Annotated in this window: 23 protein-coding genes; 14 read left to right on the forward strand and 9 right to left on the reverse strand. The window is 56.2% G+C overall.

What is annotated here, in order from left to right; all coding sequences use genetic code 11:
- Positions 1-15 precede the first annotated feature (15 nt).
- From dapA to ypfH, 6 genes are all read left to right on the forward strand, one after another.
- Positions 16-894, forward strand: a complete 879-nt coding sequence (gene dapA, locus L466_RS14875; protein WP_032680514.1) for a 4-hydroxy-tetrahydrodipicolinate synthase — start codon at positions 16-18, stop codon at positions 892-894.
- Between the two features lie 16 nt (positions 895-910).
- Complete coding sequence (gene bamC, locus L466_RS14870) at positions 911-1,945, forward strand: outer membrane protein assembly factor BamC (protein WP_020883067.1); 1,035 nt, start codon at positions 911-913, stop codon at positions 1,943-1,945.
- Positions 1,946-2,054: 109 nt separating this feature from the next.
- Entirely contained in the window at positions 2,055-2,768 is a 714-nt protein-coding gene (gene purC / locus L466_RS14865) for a phosphoribosylaminoimidazolesuccinocarboxamide synthase (RefSeq protein ID WP_008501631.1), read from the forward strand.
- Between the two features lie 119 nt (positions 2,769-2,887).
- Positions 2,888-3,757 carry a KPN_02809 family neutral zinc metallopeptidase gene (locus L466_RS14860; RefSeq protein ID WP_020883068.1) on the forward strand — a complete coding sequence of 290 codons (870 nt, stop codon included), beginning with the start codon at positions 2,888-2,890 and terminating at the stop codon, positions 3,755-3,757.
- Positions 3,757-5,730 carry a tRNA(Met) cytidine acetyltransferase TmcA gene (locus tag L466_RS14855; RefSeq protein WP_032680516.1) on the forward strand — a complete coding sequence of 658 codons (1,974 nt, stop codon included), beginning with the start codon at positions 3,757-3,759 and terminating at the stop codon, positions 5,728-5,730. The genes L466_RS14860 and L466_RS14855 overlap by 1 nt, the downstream gene beginning before the upstream one ends.
- A 73-nt stretch (positions 5,731-5,803) precedes the next feature.
- Positions 5,804-6,499, forward strand: coding sequence for an esterase (gene ypfH / locus L466_RS14850; protein ID WP_032680517.1), 696 nt, complete (start codon positions 5,804-5,806; stop codon positions 6,497-6,499).
- A gap of 36 nt (positions 6,500-6,535) precedes the next feature.
- On the opposite strand, the gene L466_RS14845 is transcribed toward ypfH, so the two are convergent.
- Genes L466_RS14845 through L466_RS14835 form a run of 3 tightly spaced genes read right to left on the reverse strand, consistent with a single transcriptional unit; the run spans position 6,536 to position 8,246 of the window.
- On the reverse strand, positions 6,536-6,733 hold the full coding sequence (locus L466_RS14845; protein ID WP_014171111.1) for a YpfN family protein: 198 nt from the start codon (positions 6,731-6,733) through the stop codon (positions 6,536-6,538).
- Between the two features lie 24 nt (positions 6,734-6,757).
- Positions 6,758-7,885: a succinyl-diaminopimelate desuccinylase gene (gene dapE, locus L466_RS14840; protein ID WP_032680518.1), complete on the reverse strand. Its 1,128-nt coding sequence runs from the start codon at positions 7,883-7,885 to the stop codon at positions 6,758-6,760.
- A gap of 10 nt (positions 7,886-7,895) precedes the next feature.
- Positions 7,896-8,246 carry an ArsC family reductase gene (locus tag L466_RS14835; RefSeq protein ID WP_032680519.1) on the reverse strand — a complete coding sequence of 117 codons (351 nt, stop codon included), beginning with the start codon at positions 8,244-8,246 and terminating at the stop codon, positions 7,896-7,898.
- A 387-nt stretch (positions 8,247-8,633) separates the two neighbouring features.
- On the opposite strand from L466_RS14835, the gene ypfM reads away from it, so the two are divergent.
- On the forward strand, positions 8,634-8,693 hold the full coding sequence (gene ypfM / locus L466_RS23610) for a protein YpfM (protein ID WP_015572204.1): 60 nt from the start codon (positions 8,634-8,636) through the stop codon (positions 8,691-8,693).
- Between the two features lie 109 nt (positions 8,694-8,802).
- Here ypfM and acrD read toward each other — a convergent pair whose 3' ends face one another.
- Positions 8,803-11,916, reverse strand: a complete 3,114-nt coding sequence (gene acrD, locus L466_RS14830) for a multidrug efflux RND transporter permease AcrD (protein WP_014171108.1) — start codon at positions 11,914-11,916, stop codon at positions 8,803-8,805.
- Between the two features lie 142 nt (positions 11,917-12,058).
- Positions 12,059-13,753: a nitrate/nitrite two-component system sensor histidine kinase NarQ gene (gene narQ / locus L466_RS14825; protein WP_032680521.1), complete on the reverse strand. Its 1,695-nt coding sequence runs from the start codon at positions 13,751-13,753 to the stop codon at positions 12,059-12,061.
- Positions 13,754-13,905: 152 nt separating this feature from the next.
- On the opposite strand from narQ, the gene aegA reads away from it, so the two are divergent.
- The 3 genes from aegA to L466_RS14810 all read left to right on the forward strand — a co-directional run bounded on the left by aegA (position 13,906) and on the right by L466_RS14810 (position 17,692).
- On the forward strand, positions 13,906-15,882 hold the full coding sequence (gene aegA, locus L466_RS14820; RefSeq protein ID WP_032680522.1) for a formate-dependent uric acid utilization protein AegA: 1,977 nt from the start codon (positions 13,906-13,908) through the stop codon (positions 15,880-15,882).
- A 67-nt stretch (positions 15,883-15,949) separates the two neighbouring features.
- Positions 15,950-16,540, forward strand: coding sequence for a GDP-mannose pyrophosphatase NudK (gene nudK / locus L466_RS14815; protein WP_020883075.1), 591 nt, complete (start codon positions 15,950-15,952; stop codon positions 16,538-16,540).
- Between the two features lie 108 nt (positions 16,541-16,648).
- On the forward strand, positions 16,649-17,692 hold the full coding sequence (locus L466_RS14810) for a DUF1176 domain-containing protein (RefSeq protein ID WP_032680523.1): 1,044 nt from the start codon (positions 16,649-16,651) through the stop codon (positions 17,690-17,692).
- Here the strand turns inward: L466_RS14810 and tkt are convergent.
- Together tkt and tal are read right to left on the reverse strand one after the other, a co-directional pair.
- Positions 17,689-19,677 (reverse strand): transketolase, encoded by a 1,989-nt coding sequence (gene tkt, locus L466_RS14805; protein ID WP_020883077.1) that lies wholly within the window; start codon positions 19,675-19,677, stop codon positions 17,689-17,691. The two genes, L466_RS14810 and tkt, sit on opposite strands and share 4 nt — an antisense overlap.
- Before the next feature lie 19 nt (positions 19,678-19,696).
- Complete coding sequence (tal, locus tag L466_RS14800; protein ID WP_014171101.1) at positions 19,697-20,647, reverse strand: transaldolase; 951 nt, start codon at positions 20,645-20,647, stop codon at positions 19,697-19,699.
- Between the two features lie 290 nt (positions 20,648-20,937).
- On the opposite strand from tal, the gene maeB reads away from it, so the two are divergent.
- Positions 20,938-23,217: an NADP-dependent oxaloacetate-decarboxylating malate dehydrogenase gene (gene maeB, locus L466_RS14795; RefSeq protein WP_014171100.1), complete on the forward strand. Its 2,280-nt coding sequence runs from the start codon at positions 20,938-20,940 to the stop codon at positions 23,215-23,217.
- Between the two features lie 18 nt (positions 23,218-23,235).
- Here the strand turns inward: maeB and hemF are convergent, their stop codons facing one another.
- The gene (hemF, locus tag L466_RS14790) at positions 23,236-24,135 is read right to left on the reverse strand and encodes an oxygen-dependent coproporphyrinogen oxidase (protein WP_025203494.1); all 900 of its coding nucleotides are present in this window, start codon (positions 24,133-24,135) and stop codon (positions 23,236-23,238) included.
- Positions 24,135-25,010: an N-acetylmuramoyl-L-alanine amidase AmiA gene (amiA, locus tag L466_RS14785; protein ID WP_014171098.1), complete on the reverse strand. Its 876-nt coding sequence runs from the start codon at positions 25,008-25,010 to the stop codon at positions 24,135-24,137. Before amiA ends, hemF begins: the two co-directional genes overlap by 1 nt.
- Before the next feature lie 212 nt (positions 25,011-25,222).
- Here amiA and L466_RS14780 point away from each other — a divergent pair, with 212 nt between their 5' ends.
- The 3 genes from L466_RS14780 to L466_RS14770 all read left to right on the forward strand — a co-directional run bounded on the left by L466_RS14780 (position 25,223) and on the right by L466_RS14770 (position 26,723).
- A complete protein-coding gene (locus L466_RS14780) occupies positions 25,223-25,648 on the forward strand; it encodes a GNAT family acetyltransferase (RefSeq protein ID WP_020883079.1) in 426 nt (141 codons plus the stop codon).
- The gene (locus tag L466_RS14775; RefSeq protein WP_032680524.1) at positions 25,635-26,084 is read left to right on the forward strand and encodes a DUF2919 domain-containing protein; all 450 of its coding nucleotides are present in this window, start codon (positions 25,635-25,637) and stop codon (positions 26,082-26,084) included. The genes L466_RS14780 and L466_RS14775 overlap by 14 nt, the downstream gene beginning before the upstream one ends.
- Before the next feature lie 63 nt (positions 26,085-26,147).
- Positions 26,148-26,723, forward strand: a complete 576-nt coding sequence (locus L466_RS14770) for an RpoE-regulated lipoprotein (protein ID WP_020883081.1) — start codon at positions 26,148-26,150, stop codon at positions 26,721-26,723.
- Positions 26,724-26,787 lie beyond the last annotated feature (64 nt).

Below are 26,787 nucleotides of genomic sequence, written 5' to 3' on the forward strand. Positions count from 1 at the left end.
CACAGAGGATGGCTCATGTTCACGGGAAGTATTGTCGCGCTTGTTACACCGATGGATGAAAAAGGTAATGTCTGCCGGTCAAGCATGAAGAAGCTGATTGATTACCATGTCGCCAATGGAACCTCGGCGATCGTTTCGGTAGGGACTACCGGTGAATCTGCAACGCTAAGCCACGAAGAGCACGGCGATGTGGTGATGCTGACCCTGGAACTGGCTGACGGGCGTATCCCGGTCATCGCAGGGACAGGCGCTAACGCCACGGCAGAAGCTATCAGTTTGACCAAACGTTTTAACGACAGCGGCATCGTGGGCTGTCTGACGGTGACCCCTTATTACAACCGTCCTACTCAGGAAGGTCTGTTCCAGCATTTCAAAGCCATCGCAGAACATACTGACTTGCCACAAATTCTGTATAATGTGCCGTCCCGTACTGGCTGCGATATGCTGCCGGAAACCGTTGGTCGTCTCTCGAAAGTAAAAAATATTATCGGGATTAAAGAGGCGACAGGGAACTTAAGCCGCGTTCATCAGATCAAAGAGCTGGTTTCAGACGACTTTATCCTGTTGAGCGGCGATGATGCGACCGCACTGGACTTTATGCAGCTCGGTGGCCATGGCGTGATCTCCGTAACGGCGAACGTTGCGGCCCGCGATATGGCTGAAATGTGCAAACTGGCGGCTGCCGGTCACTTTGATGAAGCTCGCGTGATTAATCAGCGTCTGATGCCTTTGCATAATAAATTATTTGTCGAACCCAATCCTATCCCCGTGAAATGGGCGTGTAAGGAGTTGGGACTTGTAGCAACCGATACGCTGCGTCTGCCAATGACACCGATTACCGACCACGGTCGTGATATTGTCACAGCAGCGCTGAAGCATGCCGGTTTGCTGTAGAGTTTAGGGAGATTTGATGGCTTATTCAGTACAGAAGTCGCGCCTGGCGAAGGTTGCGAGTGTTTCGCTTGTTATGCTGCTCGCTGCCTGTAGTTCAGACTCGCGCTACAAGCGCCAGGTGAGCGGTGATGAATCCTATCTGGATGCGACCCCGCTTGCTGAACTTCACGCACCGGCTGGTATGATCCTGCCGATTCAGAACGGCGATTACAATATTCCCGTGACCAACGGCAGCGGCCTGGTCGGTAAAGCGCTCGATATTCGTCCGCCAGCACAGCCTCTGGCGCTGGTGAGCGGGGCGCGTACCCAGTTCACCGGTGATACGGCGTCGCTGCTGGTTGAAAGCGCCCGCGGTACCACCCTGTGGCCGCAGGTTGTGAGCGTCATTCAGGCGAAGAACTACACCATCGATAAACGCGATGATGCCAGCCAGACCTTAACCACCGACTGGATCGAGTGGAACCGTCTGGACGAAGATCAGCAGTACCGTGGGCGTTATCAAGTCTCCGTTAAACCTCAGGGTTATCAGCAGGCGGTTACCGTTAAGCTGTTGAACCTGGAGCAGGCGGGTAAACCGGTTGCGGATGCCGCATCAATGCAGCGTTACAGCACTGAAATGCTGAACGTGATTGCCGCGGGTCTGGATAAGAACGCCAGCGACGCCGCTAACGCAGCGCAGAGCCGCAACGGCGCGACGTTTGACGTTCAGAGCGGTGCGGATGACACCGGTCTGCCAATGCTGGTTGTGCGTGCACCGTTTAACCAGACCTGGCAGCGCCTGCCAGCGACGCTGGAAAAAGTGGGCATGAAAGTGACCGACAGCACCCGTTCAACCGGTAGCATGACGGCAACCTATAAGCCGCTGTCTGACAGTGCATGGCAGGAACTGGGCGCCACCGATCCACAGCTGGCTTCCGGCGACTACAAGATTCAGGTAGGTGACCTCGATAACCGCAGCAGTCTGCAATTTATCGATCCGAAAGGCCACACGCTGACCCAGTCGCAGAACGATGCGCTGGTGGCCGTGTTCCAGGCTGCATTCAGCAAATAAATACGAGGGCTGGTTAATCCAGCCCTTTTTATTTTCGTGCTACGCAAACGTGTGCGTGGCATAATATCCCCAGTTTTGAACACCAATCATCACACCAGGAGTAATGAAGATGCAGAAGCAAGCTGAGTTGTATCGTGGCAAAGCGAAGACCGTATACAGCACGGAAAACCCGGATCTGTTGGTGCTCGAGTTCCGCAATGATACGTCAGCAGGGGATGGCGCACGCATTGAGCAGTTCGATCGTAAAGGCATGGTGAACAACAAGTTCAACCACTTCATTATGACCAAACTGGCCGAAGCGGGTATCCCGACCCAAATGGAAGCGCTGTTGTCCGATACGGAATGTCTGGTGAAAAAACTGGATATGGTTCCGGTTGAGTGCGTCATTCGTAACCGCGCAGCAGGCTCCCTGGTGAAGCGTCTTGGTATTGAAGAAGGTATTGAGCTGAATCCACCGCTTTTTGACCTGTTCCTGAAAAACGATGCCATGCACGATCCGATGGTCAATGACTCTTACTGCGAAACCTTCGGCTGGGTGAATAAAGAGAACCTGGCGCGCATGAAAGAACTGACCTACAAAGCCAACGACGTGCTGAAAAAACTGTTTGATGACGCGGGTCTGATCCTCGTCGACTTCAAACTGGAGTTCGGCCTGTTCAAAGGCGAAGTGGTTCTGGGTGATGAGTTCTCTCCGGACGGCAGCCGTCTGTGGGATAAAGAAACGCTGGATAAAATGGACAAAGACCGTTTCCGTCAGAGCCTGGGTGGCCTGATTGAAGCGTACGAAGCGGTTGCTCACCGTTTAGGCGTTAAGCTCGACTAACTCCCTCATCGCCAAAGGATATGTATATCCTTTGGCGTCTTACCCTTGTTTCCTATGGTAATCTTGCCGTTAACCGCCTACGATCATAGCTATTATTAATGGAATAGTTCGAGGTGGTTATGCGCTGGCAAGGGCGTCGTGAAAGTGACAATGTAGAAGACAGGCGCAGCGATAGCGGCGGCGGTCCTTCAATGGGTGGGCCTGGTTTCCGGTTACCCAGCGGAAAGGGCGGTATTATTCTGCTGATTGTGGTGCTGGTCGCGGGGTACTACGGTGTCGATCTGACCGGTTTAATGACCGGCCAGCCTCTGCAGCAACAGCAGCATTCTGAGCGCTCAATCAGCCCGAACGAGGATGAAGCGGCCAAATTTACCTCCGTTATTCTCGCCACCACAGAAGAAACCTGGGGTCAGCTGTTCGAGAAAATGGGGCGTACCTATCAGCAACCCAAACTGGTGATGTACCGTGGCGCAACCCGTACCGGATGCGGCACCGGACAGTCGGTGATGGGGCCGTTCTACTGTCCGGCAGACAGCACCGTCTATATCGATCTCTCTTTCTATGATGACATGAAACGCAAGCTTGGCGCTGACGGCGATTTTGCCCAGGGCTACGTCATTGCGCATGAAGTCGGGCACCATGTGCAAAAACTGCTTGGGATAGAACCCAAAGTACGCCAGCTTCAGCAAAACGCCTCTCAGGCTGAGGTAAACCGTCTTTCCGTACGCATGGAACTGCAGGCGGACTGCTTTGCGGGCGTCTGGGGGCACAACATGCAGCAGCAGGGCGTGCTGGAATCCGGTGACCTGGAAGAGGCGCTCAATGCCGCGCAGGCTATCGGTGACGATCGTCTTCAGCAGCAGAGCCAGGGCCGCGTCGTGCCGGACAGCTTTACTCACGGCACGTCACAACAACGATACAGCTGGTTCAAACGCGGTTTCGACAGTGGTGACCCGGCGCAGTGTAATACCTTTGGCAAAGCCATGTAATGGTGGCGTTTGAACATCTGATTCGCGAGCTTGAGCACAAAGGTCATCGTCAGCTGGTGGTGCTCAGCGGCGATGAGCAATGGACATTCACGCAGGCATCAGCCCTGCGTGATGCCTTGCCCGGAGACTGGCTGTGGCTGGCGGATAACGCGTCCAGAGCCATCAGCGGGCTGCTGGGACGCGAGTTCCGGCACGCAATTTTTGATGCCCGCGCCGGGTTTGACGTCTCAGCCTTTGCGGCCCTGAGCGGGACGCTGCGTGCCGGTAGCCTTCTGGTGCTGCTGGTACCGTCCCCTGACGTGTGGGCGGAACAACCTGACAGCGATTCCCTGCGCTGGAGTGACAGCGCCGAACCCATCGCCACACCAAATTTTATTCACCACTTTTGCCGGACGATTGCCGGGGATCCTGAGGCGATAGTCTGGCTTCAGCATCAGCCTTTATCGCTTCCCGCACGATCCGACGCCCCTGACTGGCAGCCCGCCAGCGGTGCGCCGCAGCGCGAGCAGGCTGAGATCCTGGCAGCACTCCTGGCCATGAAACGCGGCGTTGTGGCCGTTACGGCCCCGCGCGGACGCGGAAAGTCTGCGCTGGCGGGCATGCTGTTGAGCCGCACGCAGGGCAGTGCCATTGTCACCGCGCCATCAAAGGGGGCGACGGAGGTTATCGCCCGTTTTGCCGGCGAACGTTTTCACTTTATGGCCCCGGACGCGCTGCTGGCCTCTGAGGAGCAGGCCGACTGGCTGATTGTCGACGAAGCCGCCGCCATCCCCGGACCGCTGCTTGAAAAGCTGGTTGACCGTTTCCCGCGCGTCCTGCTGACCACAACGGTGCAGGGTTACGAAGGAACTGGAAGAGGCTTTCTGCTTAAGTTCTGTAGCCGGTTCAGCGGGTTGCAGCGGTATACCTTATCAACCCCGGTACGCTGGGCTGCAGGATGTCCTCTTGAGCGGGTCGTCGCCAGCGCACTGCTGTTTGACGATACGCTTATCGATCTCAGCCCAACAGGCGCCATACAGTTGACCTCTCTGGCCCCGGAAGCCTGGACGAGCAACCCGGCGCTGGCGGCGAGTGTGTATGAGCTGCTTTGTGCGGCACATTACCGCACCTCACCGCTTGATTTACGCCGCATGATGGACGCGCCCGGCCAGCACTTCGCCGTCGCCCAAACGGACTCTGTCATTGCCGGGGCGCTCTGGCTGGTGGAAGAGGGGGGATTAACAGCGCAGCTCAGCCGTGCCGTCTGGGCGGGGTTCCGCCGCCCTCGCGGGAACCTGGTGGCGCAGTCCCTTGCCGCGCATGGCGGCTCCCCGCTGGCGGCAACGCTCAAAGGCCGACGGGTGACCCGAATAGCGGTACATCCTCGTCGTCAACGGGAAGGCATCGGACAGGCACTGATCCGCAACGCAAGCGGCGAGGATTACCTGTCGGTGAGCTTTGGCTATACCGATGAACTGTGGCGTTTCTGGCAGCGATGCGGCTTTGTGCTGGTGCGCATGGGCAGCCATCGCGAAGCCAGCAGCGGCTGTTATACCGCAATGGCCTTGCTGCCGCTCAGCGACGCGGGGCGACAGCTGTGTGAGCAGGCGCATCAGCGACTGCGCCGCGATGCGCGCGTGTTATCGGCCCTGAACGGTGAAAAGATCCCGGTGGACGATGGCTGGGAGGCTACCCTTAATAGTGACGACTGGCTGGAGCTGGCGGGGTTTGCCTTTGCCCATCGCGCATTTTCTACCTCCGTCGCGGCGTTAACGCGGTTGCTGCTAAGCGTGGACATGCCGCTGCCCGCCCTGCGCGGGAAAGTGGAGGCGAGAAGTGATGACGCCCGGCTCAGCGCTGAACTGCTTCTTTCGGGGCGAAAAGCGTTACTGGCCAGGCTTCGCAGTGAAACGGCGCAAGCGCTTGAAAGCCTTGAACCTGCACGCTGTCAGCAGCTGAAAGACGACATTTTGCAATGGCAATTTTTTCAATGACTTCTTCAGTAAAGTGGCATGGTCATTCCTCCTGAGAGGCGTAGAATCCAGGCCATCAAATAAGGAGACCGCCATGAAACACGATCATTTTGTTGTTCAAAGCCCTGATAAACCGGCTAAACAGTTACTGCTTCTGTTTCATGGTGTTGGCGATAATGCCGTCAATATGGGCCAGATTGGCAGCTGGTTTGCCCCGGTATTTCCGCAGGCGCTGATTGTCAGTATTGGCGGGGTGGAGCCGTGTGGTCCGAACGGACGGCAGTGGTTCTCCGTTCAGGGCGTTACGGAAGAGAACCGTCAGGCACGTATTGACGCCGTCATGCCTGTCTTTATCGACACCGTGCGTTACTGGCAGCAGCAGAGCGGCGTTGGTGCCGATGCGACCGCGCTGATTGGCTTTTCGCAGGGGTCTATCATGTCCCTGGAGAGCGTAAAAGCGCAGCCAGGCCTGGTGTCGCGTGTGATTGCTTTTAACGGTCGCTTTGCGACGTTACCGCAACGCGCGACGACGCAGACCACGATCCATCTGATCCACGGTGGTGAAGACCGCGTGATTGAACTTTCGCATGCGGTTGCCGCGCAGGAAGCGCTGATCCGCGAAGGCGGGGATGTGACGCTGGATATTGTAGACGATCTGGGGCACGCGATTGATGACCGCAGCATGCAGTTTGCGCTCGATCATCTGCGTTATACCGTACCGAAGCACTACTTTGATGAAGCGCTCAGCGGCGGCAAGCCAAATGACGATGATATCGTCGAGTTTATGTGATGTAGTCCCCTCTCCCACAGGAGAGGGGACAGAGAATCACTTTTTCTGGTCTTTCTTCGGCCAGTCGTCATCATCGTCCCACTTATCGTTAAAATCACGATGCGGTGGAAGATCCGGTTTGTTGGCGAGAAACTTTTTGTGATCAACGCGCTTAAGATCTTTAATGACGTTAAGTAACACGCCGACCAGAAACACTAACACCAGAATCCACCAGTACTTTGAAAGCCAGTCCATTCGCTATTCCTCTCAGAGCGTTCGTCAGGCGACGAGTTGCTCCATAATTCGTTGATACATACGGGCCAGCAGCTGCAAATCAGCAGCATTCACACATTCATTGATTTTATGAATGGTTGCGTTCACCGGCCCCAGTTCGACAACCTGGGCCCCCATCCGGGCAATAAAACGTCCGTCTGAGGTGCCACCTGTCGTCAGCAGTTGTGGCTTAATTTCATTATAGTGCTCGATGGCGTTCACTACCGCATCCACCAGTTTGCCACGCTGGGTCAGGAACGGCTGGCCGGAAAGCCACCAGTCCACGGTGTAACGCAGATTATAATTTTCCAGCAGCGCGATAACGCGCGCTTTGATCATCTCATCGGTCAGTTCAGTGCTGAAGCGGAAGTTAAACTGGACAAAGAAATCACCCGGGATCACGTTGTTGCTGCCGGTACCGGCCTTCAGGTTTGCAATCTGCATGCTGGTCGGCGGGAAGAACTCATTGCCTTTATCCCACTCGATGGTCACCAGTTCGTTCAGCATCGGTGCCGCGCGATGGACCGGGTTATCGGCCAGGTGTGGATAGGCAACGTGCCCCTGAACGCCATGAAGGGTCAAATTGCAGGTCAGCGAACCACGGCGACCATTTTTGACGACGTCTCCCACCACTTCCGTACTGGACGGCTCGCCGACCAGGCAGTAGTCGAGACGCTCATTACGGGCCATCAGCGCCTCAACGACCTTCACGGTGCCGTTATGGGCGCTGGCTTCTTCATCAGAGGTGATCAGAAACGCGAGGCGGTTTCTGTGGTTCGGATGTTGGGCAACGAAGCGCTCTGCCGCCACGACCATCGCCGCCAGCGAGCCTTTCATGTCTGCCGCACCGCGCCCGAACAACATGCCATCGCGGATGGTCGGTTCAAACGGCGGGTTGATCCAGCGATCCGCATCACCTGCAGGAACGACGTCGGTATGTCCGGCAAAGGCCAGCGTTTCGCCCTGACCGCGCCATGCCCAGAAGTTCTGGGTGTCGCCAACGTCCATGCGTTCAACGGTGAAACCGATGGCACGCAGGCGCTCAATCATTAATGCCTGACAACCTGCGTCGTCCGGGCTAAGGGAGGGACGGCGAATAAGCTGCTGAGTCAGCTCAATGACCGGGCATGACATAAACTACACCTCAACGAAAAAAGTCGGAATAAAGGGTTTCACTGAAACCCAGCAGCATAGGCTGCCCGGGCGCGCAGAGCAATGGGCGTTTGATGATTGCCGGCATTTTGAGCATCAGTTTGGCGGCACTGTCGGCGTCGGTGATGCCAGCCCGGACGGCTTCATCCAGTTTACGCCAGGTGGTACCACGGGTATTCAGCAGCGCCTCCCAACCCAGTTCCTTGATAGCGGTATGCAGAAATTCTGCATCAAGCCCGTCAACGCGATAGTCATGGAAACGGTACTCCACGTTGTTTGCTTCCAGCCAGCGGCGTGCTTTTTTGATGGTGTCGCAATTTTTAATGCCGTACATCACAACCATGGTGAATCCTTTTGTTCTTATGATGATTAAATGTTCAGTAATTTCGAAGATATATCCTTAAGTGGAATATAACACATTCAGGAATTGTCTTGATTTACACTTCTTCTTAATTCAACTCACAACTGTACGCTGAATATTCTTTCATCATTTAAGCATAGATGTCCATAAGACCGAAAATGCTAATGAACTCAGGCGGTAATTTAAATCTCACCTGCCTGTATGGTTATTTCAAAATATTGCTGAGCGTCACACAAAATTTAAGGCCCTGCGTTCATATTTATCATAAATCCCTGACAGTAGCGGGGTACAATCACAGCGATAGGTTAGACGGTCTTCACAATGATGATACGTTTTCGTAGAATGCGCATAATAATAAGAGAGGTAGTTATGATTGAACGTGAACTGGGGAACTGGAAAGATTTTATCGAAGGCATGCTTCGTAAATGACATTCAGTAAGAATTGCAAGAGCACTTAAATAAGTAAAATAACCATAGTGTGAATTAATCACACACCCTAAAAGGCGGCCCTGAGAGCCGCCTTTTTTATTACGTACTGTTATTCAGGACGTTCCTTCAGCGGGAAGCGGCGACGCACAAGCACAAAGAACAGCGGCACAAAATAAATGGCCAGGACGGTTGCCGAAATCATGCCTCCCATCACCCCTGTACCTACCGCATGCTGGCTGCTGGAGCCCGCACCGGTGCTGGTTGCCATCGGTAATACCCCAAAGACAAATGCCAGCGACGTCATCAGGATCGGACGCAAGCGCTGACGGCAGGCGTGCAGTGTGGCCGCCATCAGCTCGTGGCCTTTGGCATTCATCTCGTTGGCAAACTCAACAATCAGGATCGCGTTTTTCGCCGACAGGCCGATCACGGTGAGCAGCCCTACCTGGAAGTACACATCATTCTCCAGACCGCGCATCCAGGTCGCCAGCAGCGCACCGATGACGCCAAGCGGCACCACCAGCATGACCGAGAACGGAACGGACCAGCTTTCATACAGCGCGGCAAGACAGAGGAAGACCACCAGCAGGGAAAGCGCATAAAGCGCAGGCGCCTGTGCCCCGGAGAGCCGCTCCTGATAAGACATCGCCGTCCACTCCAGCCCAAATCCGGCAGGCAGCTGTTGCACCAGTTTCTCCATGGTGTCCATGGCGGTACCGGTACTGACGCCCGGCGCGGCTTCACCGACGATTTCTACCGCCGAATAGCCGTTATAGCGTTCCAGACGCGGCGAACCACTCTCCCAGTGCGACGAGGCGAACGCCGAGAACGGCACCATCCCGCCTGCGTTATTACGAACAAACCAGCGGTTAATATCATTCGGCAACATACGGAACGGCGCGGCGGACTGGACATACACTTTTTTCACACGCCCACGATCCATAAAGTCATTCACATAGCTTGAGCCCCAGGCCGTCTGCAGGGTGTCGTTAATGTCGTCGATGGAAACACCCAGAGCCTGCGCCTTACGCTGATCAATATCCACCTGCAGCTGCGGGCTGTCATCCAGGCCGTTATGACGAACGCGGGTCAGGTCAGCGTCTTTGCCCGCCAGCGCTAACAGCTTATCGCGCGCCGCCATCAGCGCCGTGTGGCCTGCACCGGCGTGATCCTGCAGTTCCATGTCAAACCCGGCAGAACTGCCCAGCCCGCTAATGGCCGGTGGGCTGCTGGCAAAGACGCGCGCTTCGTTGATCTTCGTAAACGCGTGGGTGGCGCGTTCAATGATGGCCGACGCGGTCCCCGTTTTTGTGTCGCGCTCGTCCCAGTCCTTCAGGCGTACAAACATACGGGCAACGTTCTGCCCGTTACCGCCCGGGCCAGAGCCCACGGTGGAGAAGACCGACACTACATTATCTTTCTCCTGGGTGAAGAAGTACTGTTCGACTTTTTCGACCACTTTCAGCGTCTGCTGCTGCGTCGCGCCGCTCGGAAGTTGCACGGAGGTGGTGAACATTCCCCGGTCCTCCATTGGCAGGAACGAGGTAGGCAGATGCAGGAACAGCCAGACCATTCCGCCCAGCAGCACTACGTAAATCAGCATCCAGCGCAGGCTGCGGTGCAGCACTTTACCGACGGCGGATTCATAACGCGCGGCATTGCGGTTAAACATGCGGTTAAACCAGCCGAAGAACCCTTTCTGACCATGCTGCTCGCCTTTGTGCAAAGGCTTAAGAAGGGTAGAGCAGAGCGCAGGGGTCAGGATCAGCGCCACCAGTACCGAAAGCACCATTGCCGAGACGATGGTTATCGAGAACTGGCGGTAAATGGCGCCGGTTGTGCCGCCAAAGAAGGCCATCGGGATAAAGACCGCCGAAAGCACCATGGCGATGCCGACTAACGCGCCCTGTATTTGCCCCATCGATTTACGCGTGGCCTGGCGCGGGGAAAGGCCTTCCTCGCTCATGATGCGCTCGACGTTTTCAACCACCACGATGGCGTCATCCACCAGAAGGCCAATTGCCAGCACCATTGCAAACATCGTCAGCGTGTTGATGCTGTAACCAAACGCGTAAAGCACCGCGAAGGTGCCCAGCAGGACCACGGGGACGGCTATGGTCGGGATCAGCGTCGCCCGGAAGTTTTGCAGGAACAGGTACATGACCAGGAAGACCAGCGCGATGGCTTCCAGCAGGGTCTTCACCACATCCTCAATCGACGCTTTAACGAAGGAGGTGGTTTCGTAGGCGACTTTGTATTCAAGGCCGTGAGGGAAATAGTTCGACAGCTCGTCCAGGCGGTCTAACACCAGTTTCGCCGTCGCCATTTCATTTGCGCCGGAGGCCAGTTTAATCCCCAGGCCGGAGGCGGGATTACCGTTAAAGCGGCTCAGGTAGTCGTACTTTTCCGCGCCCATTTCCACCGTGGCGACATCGCCCAGCCGCACTTCTGAACCGTCCTGATTCACGCGCAGGGTGATGTTGCGGAACTGCTCCGGAGTCTGAAGCAGCGATTGCGAGTTAATGGTGGCATTCAGGGCTTGTTTTTCGACGGAAGGCGTTCCTCCCAACTGCCCTACGGCAATCTGGGCGTTCTGCGATTTAATGGCGTCCGTCACGTCAGTCGCCGTCATCTGGAAGCTGTTCAGCTTGTCAGGATCGAGCCAGATGCGCATTGAATATTGTGACCCGTAGGCGTCGATATCCCCTACGCCGTTAATACGGCTGAGCGGGTCCTGAATGTTACTGGCAACGTAGTCCGCAATATCCTGCTTATCCATGGAACCATCGGTGGAGACAAACGCGATGGTCAAAATATTGGTATCCCCCGTTTTACGTACGGTAACACCCTGATTTTGCACTGCCTGCGGCAGTTTTCGCATGGCTGACTGCAGCTGGTTTTGTACCTGCTGCACCGCTTCGTCCGGGTCAGTCCCGGCCGTAAAGCTCAGGGTCACCGTCGCCTGGCCCGTGGCGCTGCTTTGTGAGGACATGTACATCAGGTTATCCAGACCCGTCATGTTCTGCTCGATAACCTGCGTCACGGTATTTTCCAGCGTCTGTGCCGAGGCGCCGGGATAGTTTGCTGTGACACGCACGTTAGGGGGTGCCAGATCGGGGTATTGCTCAACGGGAAGTGAAGTAATGGCCAGGACACCTGTCAGACACAACAGAATGGCAAGTACCCAGGCAAAAATGGGGCGATCGATGAAAAAATTCGCCATGAAAAATTGACCTCGTTTTGCTGCACGTCATTATTGTTTATTGCCCGCACCACTTTAGCGGCAAGACGAAGACCAAACGTGGAGAAATAAAGGAGATAATGTAAATTATCATGCGCGTTTCTCTGCGCTGCCCCCTTTACGGTTATTTACCTGTTAACGCCAGCGACGAAGGGAATGTCACGCTCACCTGCGTTCCCCCATTTTGTGGCTGCGAAAAGTGCAGGGTACCGCCGAGCCGTTCCGCGCGTTCACGCATAATATTCAGCCCGTAATGTCCCGGCGGCTCGCTGGCTTCGCCAATCCCGATGCCATTGTCGCGAATGCTCACGCTGTGCGTGCCGTCCACGGCGGTGATACAGCTTACGGTGATCTCGCTGGCCTGCGCGTGCTTGATTGCGTTCAACACCGCTTCACGCACGATCTGCAGCAGATGCACCTGCTTTTGTGCGTCAAGGGCCAGCGAGGAGAGGCGACAGTCAAGATGCAGCTTTGCCTGCGTCTGGCTCTGCAGGCCGTCGAGTGACTCCTGAAGGGCCGCCGGCAGGTTAGCGTGGTTGAGCGTCAGGCGGAAGGTGGTGAGCAGCTCGCGAAGCTGATGCCAGGCATGGTTAAGCTCGCGGGAGAAGTCGGTGATGATGGTCTGCGCCGGGGTATTCTCTTGCGGTACGGCACGCTTAAGCAGCGCAAGCTGGATCCGCAGATACGACAACACCTGCGCGAGGGAATCATGCAGTTCGCGGGCAATCGTCGCGCGCTCTTCCATCAGCAGCAACTGCTGGTAATGCTTTTGTGCCTGGTTGAAGTAAAGCCCGCGCCCGAGCATTGTCGCCACGCTTCTCATCAGCGGAAGCGGGACGCTGTCCGTCTCGCTCTGCCAGCGTAGCTCGCCGTAGAGCGTGTCCTGCATCAGCACCGGCAGGTTTTGCAGCGGCATGTCGGCTGCCTCACTCCCTTCACACAGACGCCAGTCGTCGCTGGTCCGTAACTCCAGATAATTCATCCGGGTGTATTCATGGACGATTTGCAATATATGCCGGAAACAGTGGCTGTCTATCTGTCCGGTGTTGAGCGCCTGCGAACATTTGAACAGCATTTCGAGCTGCTGGTGCGCCTCGTTCAGGTGCCGGGTCTTTTCCGCAACTGAATCTTCAAGCGAGCGATAGAGGGTGTGTAACTCCGCCGACATATGGTTAAAGGCCCGGGACAGCTGACCGAGTTCATTCGGCAAAGCGGTATCCGGTGCCGGGGTATCAAATTGTCCCCGTTCAACGCGTTCGCTTGCGGCGACCAGATTGTTGAGTGGCAAGACCACCTGACGACGGATGCGTCGCAGGGTAAACACCGTCAGCAGCAGGATCCCCAGCGCGCCAGCCAGCGAGAGCAGGGTCACCGTCTGAATTTTATGTTCGGTATAGTGCTGAAGGGCGAGCACAAAGGCATCAATACGGCCAACAAAATCTTCGATATGGGTTTGATACCACGCGAGATCGCCGCGGGCGATGTGCGTATCCATCTCCTGCCAGGCCAGATGCAGCTGCTGGTAGCGCTGTTTGACATCGTCCGGCACGTACCAGCGGTTCAGCTTTTGTAGTGCAGGTGCGCTCAGGGTGTGTTGCCAGTGTTGGCGATGCTGTGTCAGGGAAGGGCTATTGCGCTGCATCTCATAGCCCAGCCGGTAACTCTGCATACGCAGTGAACCCGCAATATTGATGGCTTCGGCGTCACGCTGGCTACTGGCAAGCGTCAGCAGCGCGACGGTGCTGGTCAGAACGGATAACACAATCATCGAAAAGAAAGCCCAGGCCAGGCTTGCGGAAACAGGGCGTTTAACGGTCACAGAACGGCTTCCTGAATAAAATTGATCTGCCACAGGTTCACTGGAAATAGTTTGGCATTCCGGGCAATTGAACATTGCCTGACGACGCTGTGATGAGTAAATACCATATTCATACAAAGAATAAGGTTATTGAACCAAAAACAGGTGTTGTTATGAATCGTTTTATTATGGCTAACAGCCAGCAATGTATTGGGTGCCATGCCTGCGAAGTTGCCTGCGTAATGGCGCATAATGATGAGCAACATGTCCTGAGCGAGCGCCATTTCCATCCCCGTATTACGGTCCTTAACTCTGGCGCGCAGAACAGCCCCGTCACCTGTCACCACTGTGAAAATGCCCCGTGTGCACTCAGTTGCCCGAACGGCGCCATCAGCAAACGCGATGACAGCGTACAGGTGAATCAACAAAAATGCATCGGTTGTAAAGCCTGCGTGGTTGCCTGTCCCTTCGGCACAATGGAGATTATCGTTACGCCACTCGACAACGGCAGTGCAAAAGCCTCGGCGTATAAATGCGATCTCTGCCTGACCCGCCCGCTGGGCCCGGCCTGTATCGAAAATTGCCCGGCAGATGTGCTGACGCTGGCGACGCCAGACGTGCTGGATAACCTGGCAAAATCGCGCCGTCAGCGCACCGCCAGGCTGGAGGCGCAGCCCTGGCACAGTGAGGCAGTCAGCGAGGAGACGGCACCCACCAAACTGCAGCAGATGCACAACACGCCACCACGCGGCGAGCCCGACAAACTGGCTGCCGAAGAGCGGGTTGGCCATTTCAATGAAATATACCTGCCGTTTCGGACCGAACAGGCCAGACGCGAGGCATCGCGCTGCCTGAAATGCGGGGAACACAGCATATGTGAATGGACCTGCCCGCTGCACAACCACATTCCGCAGTGGATTGAACGGATTAACGCCGGTGACATCCTCGGGGCGGTCGAACTTTCTCATCAGACCAACTGTTTACCTGAAATTACCGGCCGGGTCTGCCCGCAGGACAGGTTATGTGAAGGTGCCTGCACCGTGCGCGATGCGTCAGGGTCGGTGACCATTGGCAACCTCGAGCGCTACATCTCTGACCAGGCGCTGGCGCTGGGCTGGCGACCGGATATGTCTGGCGTTTCTTCGGTGGGAAAACGCGTCGCGATTATCGGCGCGGGGCCTGCCGGACTGGCATGCGCGGATGTGCTGGTGCGCAGCGGGGTGAGCGTGACGGTCTATGACAGGCATCCCGAAATCGGCGGCTTGCTGACCTTCGGCATTCCGGCCTTTAAGCTGGATAAATCCCTGCTCGCACGACGCAGAGAGATTTTTACTGCGATGGGGGTTCACTTCGAGCTGAACTGCGACGTGGGCAGCGATGTGTCGTTGTCTCAGTTGCAAACAGATTACGACGCCCTGTTTATTGGCGTGGGAACCTATCGTTCGATGAAAGCGGGCATCCCCCATGAAGATGCGCCGGGCGTCTACGATGCGTTGCCGTTCCTGGTGGGGAACACGCGCCACGTCATGGGGCTGGACGCGACGGCCAACGAACCGTTTATCGACACCCGTGGACTCAATGTGGTGGTGCTGGGCGGGGGCGATACCGCAATGGACTGCGTGCGCACCGCGTTACGTCACGGCGCGGCAAAAGTCACCTGCGCCTATCGCCGGGATGAAGCCAATATGCCGGGCTCGAAAAAAGAGGTGAAGAATGCGAAAGAAGAGGGAGCCGCATTTGAATTTAACGTCCAGCCCGTTGAATTGACCCTTGCTGCTGACGGCAAGGTTAACGGCATCCGGATGCTGCGCACCCGGATGGGAGAGCCGGATGCGCAGGGGCGTCGTCGACCCGTCCCGGTGGAGGGCAGCGAGTTTGTCATGCCGGCCGATGCGGTGATTATGGCTTTTGGCTTTAACCCACATGCCATGCCCTGGCTGGAGAGTCAGGACGTCAACACCGATGGCTGGGGGCGAATCATTGCCTCGGTGGAAAGCCGCTATCGTTACCAGACGTCTAACCCGCAAATTTTCGCCGGCGGTGATGCGGTGCGCGGCGCTGATCTGGTGGTGACGGCGATGGCGGAAGGGCGTCATGCGGCGCGGGGGATCCTCGACTGGCTTGAGGTCAGTGTGCCGAAAATGCACTAAACCAGGCGGGCGACAAAGCGGGTTTCACGGCGTACTATAGGAAGACTCATTGTGTCGTGGAGCCCGTATGACCCTGAAAATTGACGTTATCAAAGACAAAATCCTTTCTGAAAACTACTTTGTCCTGCGTAACATCACTTACGATTTAACCCGTAATAACGGTGAAGTGATCCGCCATAAACGCGAGGTCTATGACCGCGGCAATGGCGCCACCATTTTGCTCTATAACCGTGAAAAGCAGAGTGTGGTGCTGATCCGTCAGTTCAGGGTAGCAACATGGGTCAATGGCAACCCTGACGGAAGGTTGATTGAAACCTGTGCGGGCCTGCTTGATGACGACGAGCCGGAAGTGTGCATCCGCAAAGAGGCCGTCGAAGAGACTGGCTTTGAAGTGGGAGAGGTCAAAAAGGTCTTCGAGCTGTTTATGTCTCCTGGCGGCGTGACGGAAATCGTCCACTTCTTCATCGCGGAATACAGCGATGCGCAGCGTACTCACCGCGGCGGTGGCGTGGAAGATGAAGATATTGAAGTGCTGGAATTGCCGTTTTCCCGGGCGCTGGAGATGATGCATGCCGGGGAAATCAGGGATGGTAAAGCTGTGATATTACTACAGTATCTTCAAACGACCGGGCTGATGAACGCCTCTTTCGAACGGTGATAGATTGTATTTCGGATAAATCTATCCGATAAATCCGATTGAGCAACCCGGGCGGGAACACGAAGATACAGCCCAGTTAAGCGTTTTCGTTCCGGGATTGTGCCATTCATGCGCTATTGCGTCTCTCTTCTCTGCCTGTTTTGCGTGCTCACCTCCTCGCAGGTGTGGGCTGCGCCTGCGCAGCAATTGTTTTCTGACTGGCAGGTGACCTGCAATAACCAGAATTTTTGCCTCGCACGCAATACCGGTGAACACCGGGGGCTGGTCATGACGCTCAGCCGCAGTGCCGGCGCGAAAACCGACGCTACGCTGCGTATCGATCTCGGCGGCCTTGCTGACCCTGCCGTGAAAGAAGCGGATATTGCGCCACGGTTGTTGCTGGATAAGGTTCCTCTCAAGCTGGATCGGCAGCACTGGCAGTTAACCCCCTGGCATCTGAAAAGTGATGATGCCGCCACCATCACGGCGTTTCTGAAAAATATCCAGGAAGGAAAAGCCCTGACCTTGCGCGGCGGTGACCAGGTTATCTCCCTGAACGGTCTGAAAGCCGCGCTGTTGTTTATTGACGCGCAGCAGAAACGTGTCGGGAGTGAAACGGCCTGGATCAAAAAAGGTGACGATCCGCCGTTAAGCGTGCCGCCTGCACCCGCCTTAAAAAAGGTGGCGGTAGTCAATCCGACGCCGACGCCGCTCTCCCACGCCGAATTGAACGACCTGCTGGATTATGGCACCTGGCGGATGAACAACAGCCAGTGCTCGCTCGATCCTAACCGCCGTGAAGTGCGCGTCACAGCGTTAACCGATGAAAAAGCATTGCTGATTATTAGCTGTGAGGCGGGGGCGTATAACACGGTCGATCTGGCCTGGCTGGTATCGCGCAAAAAGCCGTTTTCTTCCCACAGCGTAAGGCTGCGTCTGCCTTTCACTCCTGCGGACGATAGCAGTGAAATCGAATTGATGAATGCCCGCTTTGATGAGAAAACGCGCGAGCTGACTACGCTCGCGCTGGGGCGCGGTATTGGCGATTGTGGGGTCCAGACGCGCTGGCGTTTTGACGGCCAGCGTTTCCGCCTGGTGCGTTATGCAGAAGAGCCCAGCTGCGATAACTGGAATGGGCCAGATGCCTGGCCCACGTTGTGGATCACGCGCTAAATTACGCTCAGCGCCTTCTCAACCACATTCTCAACGGTAAAGCCAAAATACGGGAACAGCTTGTCGGCAGGCGCCGACTCGCCGTACCCACGCATCCCGACGATAGCACCTTTCAGCCCGACATATTTGTACCAGTAGTCGGCGATACCCGCCTCGACGGCCACACGGGCTGCGACGTTAGAGGGCAGGACCGATTCACGGTAGGCCTCATCCTGAGCATCAAAAATGTCGGTGGACGGCAGGGAGACCACGCGTACCGCATGACCTTCGGCGGTCAGTTTTTCCGCGGCCTTCACGGTAATTTCCACCTCAGAACCGGTAGCAATCAGGATGACATCCGGTTTGCCGCCGCTGTCTTTGAGGATGTACCCGCCGCGGGCGATATTTTTTACCTGCTCCGGCGTGCGCTCAATCTGGGCCAGGTTTTGCCGCGACAGAATTAATGCCGTTGGCCCCGTGTGGCGCTCAACCGCCAGCTTCCAGCCAACCGCCGCTTCGACCTGATCGCAAGGACGCCAGGTGCTGAAGTTTGGCGTCAAACGCAGGCTCGCCAGCTGCTCAACGGCCTGGTGCGTGGGACCGTCTTCACCCAGACCAATCGAATCGTGGGTGTAGACCATGATCTGCCGCGCTTTCATTAATGCCGCCATACGCGCCGCGTTACGGGCGTACTCAACGAACATCAGGAAGGTAGCAGTGTAGGGCACAAACCCGCCGTGATGGGCGATGCCATTGGCAATGGCGGTCATCCCGAACTCACGTACCCCGTAGTGGATATAGTTCCCGGCAATATCCTCTTTAAGCGATTTTGAGCCAGACCAGATGGTCAGGTTACTTGGAGCCAGATCTGCGGAGCCGCCCAGCAGTTCGGGCAGGAGGGGGCCGATGGCGTTCAGCGTGTTTTGCGAGGCCTTACGGGTGGCAATTTTCGCCGGGTTAGACTGCAGATTTTCAATCAGCGCCTGGGTTTTCGCTTCCCAGTCCTCCGGCAGGCCACCGCTCATGCGGCGCGAGAATTCAGCGGCCAGTTCCGGGTGGGCTTTTTGATAGGCGGCAAATTTTTCATTCCACGCGTGCTGGGCTTTTTCACCCTCTTCGCGGGCGTCCCACTCGCGGTAGATCTCTTTCGGGATCTCAAACGGCGGGTATTTCCAGCCCAGTTTCTGCCGGGTCAGCGCCACTTCTTCTTCACCCAGCGCCGCGCCGTGGGCTTCCTCTTTACCCGCTTTGTTCGGTGAGCCGAAACCGATGGTGGTGCGACAGATGATCAGGGACGGTTTGTCCTTCACGCTTTGCGCTTCCTGAATCGCTTTTTTCACCGCTTCTGGGTCGTGGCCGTCAATTTCATGCACTACGTGCCAGTGGTAGGCCTCAAACCGTTTTGCCGTGTCGTCGGTAAACCAGCCTTTGGTCTCCCCGTCGATGGAGATACCGTTGTGATCGTAAAATCCGATCAGCTTGCCCAGCCCCAGCGTGCCAGCCAGCGAACAGACTTCGTGAGAAATCCCCTCCATCAGACAGCCGTCGCCCATAAACACATAAGTGTAGTGATCGACAATCTCGTGGTCTGGCTGGTTAAACTGCGCCGCCAGCGTGCGTTCGGCAATCGCCAGCCCGACCGCGTTGGCTAACCCCTGGCCGAGCGGCCCGGTGGTGGTCTCCACACCCGGCGTATAGCCTATCTCCGGGTGGCCCGGCGTTTTTGAGTGCAGCTGGCGGAAGTTTTTTAACTCGGATAGCGGCAGGTCGTAGCCGGAAAGGTGCAGCAGGCTGTAGAGCAGCATGGAGGCGTGGCCGTTAGAGAGAATAAAACGGTCGCGATCGTACCAGCTGGGGTCGTTCGGGTTGTGCTTGAGGAAATCATTCCACAGCACTTCGGCAATGTCAGCCATGCCCATGGGGGCGCCAGGGTGGCCGGAATTGGCCTTCTGCACGGCATCCATGCTGAGGGCGCGAATGGCATTGGCTAGCTCTTTACGGGACATAATTCACTCCGTGGCAAGGTTAAAGTTTGGCGGCAAGAAGATCTTCAAGTTTGCGCTGGTCGACGGCGAACAGGCGGATGCCTTCCGCCAGTTTTTCGACGGCCATTGCGTCCTGATTGTGCTCCCAGCGGAATTCCGCTTCGGTCATGGCTTTAGGTTTGGGGAGGACGGTTGATGTGGGCACCAGTTTGCGGATAACCGTCTCCTCTTTGTCCTGCAGCTCTTTAAGCAGGTTAGGGGAGATGGTCAGGCGGTCACAGCCTGCCAGGGCGAGGATCTGCTCGGTACGGCGGAAGCTGGCACCCATCACGATGGTTTCGTAGCGGTGCTGTTTGTAATAGTCGTAGATATTACGCACCGATTTCACGCCCGGGTCCTCATCCACCACGTACGGATCCATCGGCTGTTTAGCCTGATACCAGTCATAGATTCGCCCGACGAACGGAGACACCAGGAAGACGCCGGCTTCGGCACAGGCGCGCGCCTGCGCAAAGGAGAACAGCAGCGTCAGGTTGCAATGGATCCCCTCTTTTTCCAGAACTTCCGCCGCGCGGATCCCTTCCCAGGTTGAGGCCAGCTTAATCAGAATGCGCGATTTATCGATGCCCTGCTCCTGGTAGAGCTCAACCAGGCGGCGGGCTTTCGTGATGCTCTTCTCCTGGTCGAAGGAGAGACGGGCGTCCACTTCGGTAGAGACGCGTCCCGGGATACTTTTCAGAATTTCCGCACCGAAATTAACGGCCAGCTTGTCGCTCGCTTCGGCGACCTGCTGCTCCTGTGTTTTACCGCGCTGTTTACCGTAGTCGATAGCGTCATCAATCAGATGACTAAAATGAGCAAGACCGGCCGCTTTGAGCAGCAGCGAAGGGTTAGTGGTCGCATCTTCGGGCTGATAGTGGCGAATCGACTCGATATCACCGCTGTCGGCGACCACGGTAGTGAATTGTTTGATGCCGTCTAGTTGGTTCATAAATAATTACTCCTTGGAAATAAAAGAGTTACTCGAGTGCGTTAGTTCACACTTCTGCGAAAATCATGATGGACTTAACAAAAAAGCATAGCAGACGGGGGAGGCATTGCTTTCTGAGACGGGTAACATGGCTGTTATAAATTGATAACAATTTTTATTCTGCAATGGTGAGAGTTTGGCAGCCTTCAAAGTTTATGTGGCTGCCTGCGGCGATACTAGGCGGCACACCAGGGTGTGCTTCAGGATCGCAAACGTCACCCTTTTGACCGATACGTGAAAGGAAAAATAAGATGGATGATCAGTTAAAACAGAGTGCTCTCGATTTCCATGAGTTCCCTGTCCCAGGTAAAATTCAGGTCTCCCCGACAAAACCGCTGGCGACTCAGCGCGATCTGGCGCTGGCCTACTCACCCGGCGTCGCGGCGCCGTGCCTCGAAATCGAAAAAGATCCGCTGGCAGCCTATAAATACACCGCGCGTGGCAACCTGGTCGCCGTGATCTCTAACGGGACGGCGGTGCTGGGATTAGGCAATATTGGTGCGCTGGCCGGTAAGCCCGTGATGGAAGGCAAGGGCGTTCTGTTCAAGAAATTTGCCGGTATTGACGTGTTCGATATCGAAGTGGATGAGCTCGATCCTGATAAATTCATCAACGTGGTTGCCGCGCTGGAACCGACCTTCGGTGGGATCAACCTCGAAGACATCAAAGCGCCGGAATGTTTCTATATCGAGCAGAAACTGCGCGAGCGTATGAACATTCCCGTGTTCCATGATGACCAGCACGGTACCGCGATTATCAGCACCGCGGCCATTCTGAACGGTCTGCGTGTGGTTGAGAAAAATCTCTCTGACGTGCGTATGGTGGTCTCCGGCGCAGGCGCGGCGGCAATCGCCTGTATGAACCTGCTGGTGGCGCTGGGCATGCAGAAGCACAACATTGTGGTCTGCGACTCCAAAGGCGTTATCTACAAGGACCGTGAGCCGAACATGGCGGAAACCAAAGCGGCCTACGCGGTAGAAGACGACGGTAAACGCACGCTGGAGGACGTGATTGACGGCGCGGATATCTTCCTTGGCTGTTCAGGCCCGAAAGTGCTGACCCAGGAGATGGTGAAGAAAATGGCGCGTGCGCCAATGATTCTGGCGCTGGCAAACCCGGAACCGGAAATTCTGCCGCCGCTGGCAAAAGCCGTGCGTGAAGATGCCATTATCTGTACCGGTCGTTCCGATTACCCGAACCAGGTGAACAACGTTCTCTGCTTCCCGTTCATCTTCCGCGGGGCGCTGGACGTGGGCGCGACGGCGATCAACGAAGAGATGAAGCTCGCGGCCGTTCATGCCATTGCGGAACTGGCGCACGCCGAGCAGAGCGAAGTGGTCGCCTCGGCGTATGGTGACCAGGATCTGAGCTTTGGCCCGGACTACATCATTCCAAAACCATTCGACCCACGTCTGATTGTCAAAATCGCCCCGGCGGTTGCTAAGGCGGCAATGGACTCCGGCGTGGCGACGCGCCCCATCAAAGATTTCGATGCTTACGTCGATAAGCTCACCGAGTTTGTCTACAAAACCAACCTGTTTATGAAGCCCATTTTCTCCCAGGCGCGTGCCGACGCGAAACGCGTGGTGCTGGCGGAAGGGGAAGAGGCGCGCGTTCTGCATGCCACGCAGGAGCTGATCACCTTAGGTCTGGCGAAGCCAATCCTGATCGGTCGTCCGAGCGTTATCGAGATGCGTATTCAGAAGCTGGGGCTGCAGATCAAAGCGGGTGTGGATTTTGAGATCGTTAATAACGAATCCGATCCGCGCTTTAAAGAGTACTGGAACGAATACTACGCGATCATGAAACGTCGCGGGATCACCCAGGAGCAGGCGCAAAAGGCCGTGATCAGCAACACCACGGTGATCGGGGCGATAATGGTCCACCGCGGTGAAGCGGATGCGTTGATCTGCGGCACGATCGGTGATTATCACGAGCACTTCAGCGTGGTGCAGGAGATCTTCGGCTATCGCGAAGGGGTCCACACCGCCGGGGCGATGAACGCGCTGCTGCTGCCAAGCGGCAACACCTTTATTGCCGACACCTACGTTAACGACGATCCGAGCCCGGAAGAGCTGGCGGAGATCACCGTGATGGCGGCAGAAACCGTGCGTCGCTTTGGGATTGAACCGAAGGTAGCGCTGCTGTCGCACTCCAACTTCGGTTCGTCGAAATCAGCGGCGGCGTGCAAAATGCGCCAGACGCTGGAGCTGGTTCGCCAGCGTGCGCCGGAACTGATGATTGACGGCGAGATGCACGGTGATGCTGCGCTGGTGGAGAGCATTCGTAACGAACGCATGCCGGACAGCCCGCTGAAAGGTTCTGCAAACGTGCTGATTATGCCGAACGTGGAAGCGGCCCGTATCAGTTACAACCTGCTGCGTGTTTCCAGCTCTGAAGGGGTTACCGTAGGACCGGTGCTGATGGGCGTGGCGAAGCCAGTGCACGTGTTGACGCCGATTGCTTCGGTGCGTCGTATCGTGAATATGGTGGCACTGGCGGTGGTTGAAGCGCAGACGCAGCCGCTGTAAGCGCTGCGCCTGCCGGCATTACACCCAGTCCCGAATCGTAATAAAGTCTTTCAGGGCAGCCTCCGGGCTGCCTTCTTTTGGCTCGTAGCTGTACTCCCAGCGAACCAGCGGCGGCATCGACATCAAAATGGACTCCGTGCGCCCGCCGGTCTGCAGGCCAAACAGCGTACCGCGATCCCATACCAGGTTGAACTCTACGTAGCGCCCACGGCGGTAAAGCTGGAACTCGCGCTCGCGCACGCCGTAGTCGGTATCTTTACGTCGCGCCACGATCGGCAGATAGGCCCCGGTATACCCTTCACCTACCGCCCGCATAAAGCTGAACGCGGTATCAAAATCTGGCGTGTTGAGATCGTCAAAGAACAGCCCGCCAATGCCGCGCTGCTCATCGCGGTGCTTCAGATAAAAATAGTCATCGCACCATTTTTTAAATTTCGGGTAGATGTCGTCCCCAAACGGCTGACAGAGATCGCGTGCGGTGGTGTGCCAGTGCACGGCATCTTCTTCAAACCCGTAGTAGGGCGTTAAGTCAAAACCGCCGCCAAACCACCAGACCGGATCGGCCCCGGGTTTTTCAGCAATGAAAAAGCGCACGTTGGCATGGCTGGTCGGCACATACGGGTTGTGCGGATGAACCACCAGCGATACGCCCATTGCTTCGAAGCTGCGGCCTGCCAGTTCTGGTCGATGGGCCGTGGCGGAAGCGGGCATCGCGTCTCCGTGGACGTGGGAAAAATTGACGCCAGCCTGCTCAAAGATGCCGCCGTTACGCAACACGCGGCTGCGTCCGCCGCCACCGGCTTCGCGTTGCCAGCTATCTTCCTGAAATTCACCGCCATCTGCGGCGGCCAGTTTCTGGCAAATCTCATCCTGCAGCTGCAGCAGGAATGTTTTTACCAGCTGTGCATTGGGTTTCATCAACGTTTCCTGGAGTGCGCTTTCTGGTTATCGAACCAGTTGAAGTAACTGATTATGCCTGAGGCGATGGCGTTGGCGATCTTCTGGCGAAACGCGGTGGTGCCGAGCAGGCGCTCTTCCTCCGGGTTGGTGATGAACGACGTCTCCACCAGCACGGACGGAATTGACGGCGACTTAAGCACCACGAACGCCGCCTGTTCGGTGCTCCTGCTGTGCAGGCGATGCACCGGTTTAATCTTCTTCAGAATATGCGAGCCGAGCGTCAGGCTGTTTTTGATGGTGTCCGTCTGAACGAGGTCAAACAGCACCTGCTGTAACAGATGGTCTTTGTCGGTGGCTTTTTTCCCCGCAACCTCATCCGCCCGGTTTTCACGATCGGAGAGATATTTCGCCATGGCGCTACTCGCCCCACGGTTGGAGAGGGCGAACACCGAAGCCCCCGCCGCCGACGGGTTGGTAAAACCGTCCGCGTGAATCGACATAAACAGATCGGCACCGTGCTGGTGGGCGATCTCTACGCGGTCGTACAGCGGAATAAACGTGTCGCCAGAACGCGTCAGGCGGGCGTCAATGCCATTGCTGCGTAAAATTGCGCGCACATTTTTTGCAATCGCTAACACGACATGCTTTTCTTTCGCACCGTTTTTACCAATAGCGCCGGTATCAATTCCGCCGTGACCGGGGTCCAGCATGACCAGACGCTTCGCGCCCGGTTTTTTCGATTTCGGTTTACTGTGTCCGTTACTGGTTTTGAGCGTGCTCTCTTCTTTAGCCTGAGCCTGCTGTGCGATGCCCGTTAACGTTAAGGCCGCCAGCCCCGCTTTGAGAACCTGACGACGCGATGTGAGTGCTTTTAATGGTTTGAATGTGCTCATGCGGCCTGAATTGTAAAAATTGGGGTCCTGGTGTTATATCGTATCGTGATTAGCGTTACGACAGTCCTTATTGAGAATTGTTTTACTTTTCATTTCAATACGTGACAAAGTGACATTATGCCAAATTTTGGCGAGTTTTTCCCCGGTTATTGGCTAAACGCGATGTTCACGCCATAATCACTGTTTTTAAACCCGAAAAGGCGGTTAATACCATGGAGATACGCGTTTTTCGCCAGGAAGATTTCGAAGAGGTGATCACCCTTTGGGAGCGCTGCGATCTGCTGCGTCCGTGGAACGATCCAGAAATGGATATTGAACGTAAGCTGAATCACGACGTCAGTCTGTTTCTGGTGGCAGAAGTCAACGGCGAGGTGGTGGGAACAGTGATGGGCGGGTACGACGGCCATCGCGGCTCGGCCTATTATCTGGGCGTGCACCCGGAATTTCGTGCGCGCGGCATCGCCAATGCGCTGCTCAATCGACTGGAAAAGAAACTCATTGCCCGCGGCTGCCCGAAGATTCAGATCATGGTGCGGGAAGATAACGACGTGGTGCTGGGCATGTATGAACGCCTGGGTTATGAACACGCGGACGTACTGAGCTTAGGTAAGCGCCTGATAGAAGATGAAGAGTACTGAGATCCATCCGGCAGATTATGATGCGCAAGGGCGTGTCAGGCTGCCCTTTTTGTTCTGGTGCGTTTTGCTGCTGCAGGCCCGTACCTGGGTGCTGTTTGTGATGGCCGCCGCGTCGCGCGGGCAGGGCGATACGCTTCTGACGCTCTTTTATCCCGATCACGATGCCTTCTGGCTCGGCTTGCTGCCGGGCGTGCCGGCGGTGGTGGCGTTTTTATGCAGCGGGCGACGGCATACGATCCCGCGCCTGTGGGGTGCGCTTCGCTGGCTGCTGATCCTCGCTCAGCTTGCGCTGCTCGTCTGGCAACCGGTGCTCTGGTGGGGCGGTGAACCGCTTACGGGGATCGGTATTGCGCTGCTCGTAGCGGATATCGTGGCGCTGCTGTGGCTGCTGACGAATCCCCGCCTTCGCGCCTGTTTTACGCATCAGGAAGATTAACCTGGCACTTTTTGCCGATACCGCACTCCAACAAGCGTTGATTTAACTCGTAAGGACGTTTCAATGAAATCGCTGCGTTTACTTTTATGCGCTCTCCCGCTGGCGTTAACCGGCTGTTCAACGCTCTCATCAATTAACTGGTCTGCGGCCTATCCGTGGAACTGGTTTGGCTCTTCAACGGAAGTGACCGAGCAGGGCGTGGGGAAAATTACCGCCGCGACGGCGCTGGATCAGGACGCTCTTCAGGATGCACTGGGTGGCGGTTATCGCCTGCGCAGCGGCATGAAAACAGAAAACGGCAATATCGTGCGTTATTTCGAAGCGCTGAAGGGTGACACGCTGGCGCTGGTGATTAACGGTGATAAAGGCACGGTAAACCGCATTGCTGTGATGGACGACGACATCCCAACCGAAAGCGGTGTGAAAGTGGGAACCCCGTTTAGCGAACTCTATAAGCAGGCCTTCGGCAACTGCACCAGCGCCCCGTCTGACGACGGCGTGGCGGTGGAATGTAAAGCGCAGGGCAGCCAGCACATCAGCTATCTCTTCACCGGTACCTGGAGTGGTCCGGAAGGTTTAATGCCGTCTGACGACACGCTGAAAAGCTGGAAAGTGAGCAAAATTATCTGGAAGCAGTAATTTGCGCCTGGACAAACCGTCTCGCTGAAATGCGGGTATAATAGCCGCCATCAATGCCACGCTG

The sequence above is a fragment of the Enterobacter sp. BIDMC 30 genome, assembly GCF_000534355.1.
GTDB lineage: Bacteria > Pseudomonadota > Gammaproteobacteria > Enterobacterales > Enterobacteriaceae > Enterobacter > Enterobacter ludwigii.

Bases quoted from the DNA above. Each gene is read 5' to 3' on its own strand.
- dapA (WP_032680514.1), top strand. From the start codon at position 16: ATGTTCACGGGAAGTATTGTCGCGCTTGTTACACCGATGGATGAAAAA.
- bamC (WP_020883067.1), top strand. From the start codon at position 911: ATGGCTTATTCAGTACAGAAGTCGCGCCTGGCGAAGGTTGCGAGTGTT.
- purC (WP_008501631.1), top strand. From the start codon at position 2,055: ATGCAGAAGCAAGCTGAGTTGTATCGTGGCAAAGCGAAGACCGTATAC.
- L466_RS14860 (WP_020883068.1), top strand. From the start codon at position 2,888: ATGCGCTGGCAAGGGCGTCGTGAAAGTGACAATGTAGAAGACAGGCGC.
- L466_RS14855 (WP_032680516.1), top strand. From the start codon at position 3,757: ATGGTGGCGTTTGAACATCTGATTCGCGAGCTTGAGCACAAAGGTCAT.
- ypfH (WP_032680517.1), top strand. From the start codon at position 5,804: ATGAAACACGATCATTTTGTTGTTCAAAGCCCTGATAAACCGGCTAAA.
- L466_RS14845 (WP_014171111.1), bottom strand. From the start codon at position 6,733: ATGGACTGGCTTTCAAAGTACTGGTGGATTCTGGTGTTAGTGTTTCTG.
- dapE (WP_032680518.1), bottom strand. From the start codon at position 7,885: ATGTCATGCCCGGTCATTGAGCTGACTCAGCAGCTTATTCGCCGTCCC.
- L466_RS14835 (WP_032680519.1), bottom strand. From the start codon at position 8,246: ATGGTTGTGATGTACGGCATTAAAAATTGCGACACCATCAAAAAAGCA.
- acrD (WP_014171108.1), bottom strand. From the start codon at position 11,916: ATGGCGAATTTTTTCATCGATCGCCCCATTTTTGCCTGGGTACTTGCC.
- aegA (WP_032680522.1), top strand. From the start codon at position 13,906: ATGAATCGTTTTATTATGGCTAACAGCCAGCAATGTATTGGGTGCCAT.
- nudK (WP_020883075.1), top strand. From the start codon at position 15,950: ATGACCCTGAAAATTGACGTTATCAAAGACAAAATCCTTTCTGAAAAC.
- L466_RS14810 (WP_032680523.1), top strand. From the start codon at position 16,649: ATGCGCTATTGCGTCTCTCTTCTCTGCCTGTTTTGCGTGCTCACCTCC.
- tkt (WP_020883077.1), bottom strand. From the start codon at position 19,677: ATGTCCCGTAAAGAGCTAGCCAATGCCATTCGCGCCCTCAGCATGGAT.
- tal (WP_014171101.1), bottom strand. From the start codon at position 20,647: ATGAACCAACTAGACGGCATCAAACAATTCACTACCGTGGTCGCCGAC.
- maeB (WP_014171100.1), top strand. From the start codon at position 20,938: ATGGATGATCAGTTAAAACAGAGTGCTCTCGATTTCCATGAGTTCCCT.
- hemF (WP_025203494.1), bottom strand. From the start codon at position 24,135: ATGAAACCCAATGCACAGCTGGTAAAAACATTCCTGCTGCAGCTGCAG.
- amiA (WP_014171098.1), bottom strand. From the start codon at position 25,010: ATGAGCACATTCAAACCATTAAAAGCACTCACATCGCGTCGTCAGGTT.
- L466_RS14780 (WP_020883079.1), top strand. From the start codon at position 25,223: ATGGAGATACGCGTTTTTCGCCAGGAAGATTTCGAAGAGGTGATCACC.
- L466_RS14775 (WP_032680524.1), top strand. From the start codon at position 25,635: ATGAAGAGTACTGAGATCCATCCGGCAGATTATGATGCGCAAGGGCGT.
- L466_RS14770 (WP_020883081.1), top strand. From the start codon at position 26,148: ATGAAATCGCTGCGTTTACTTTTATGCGCTCTCCCGCTGGCGTTAACC.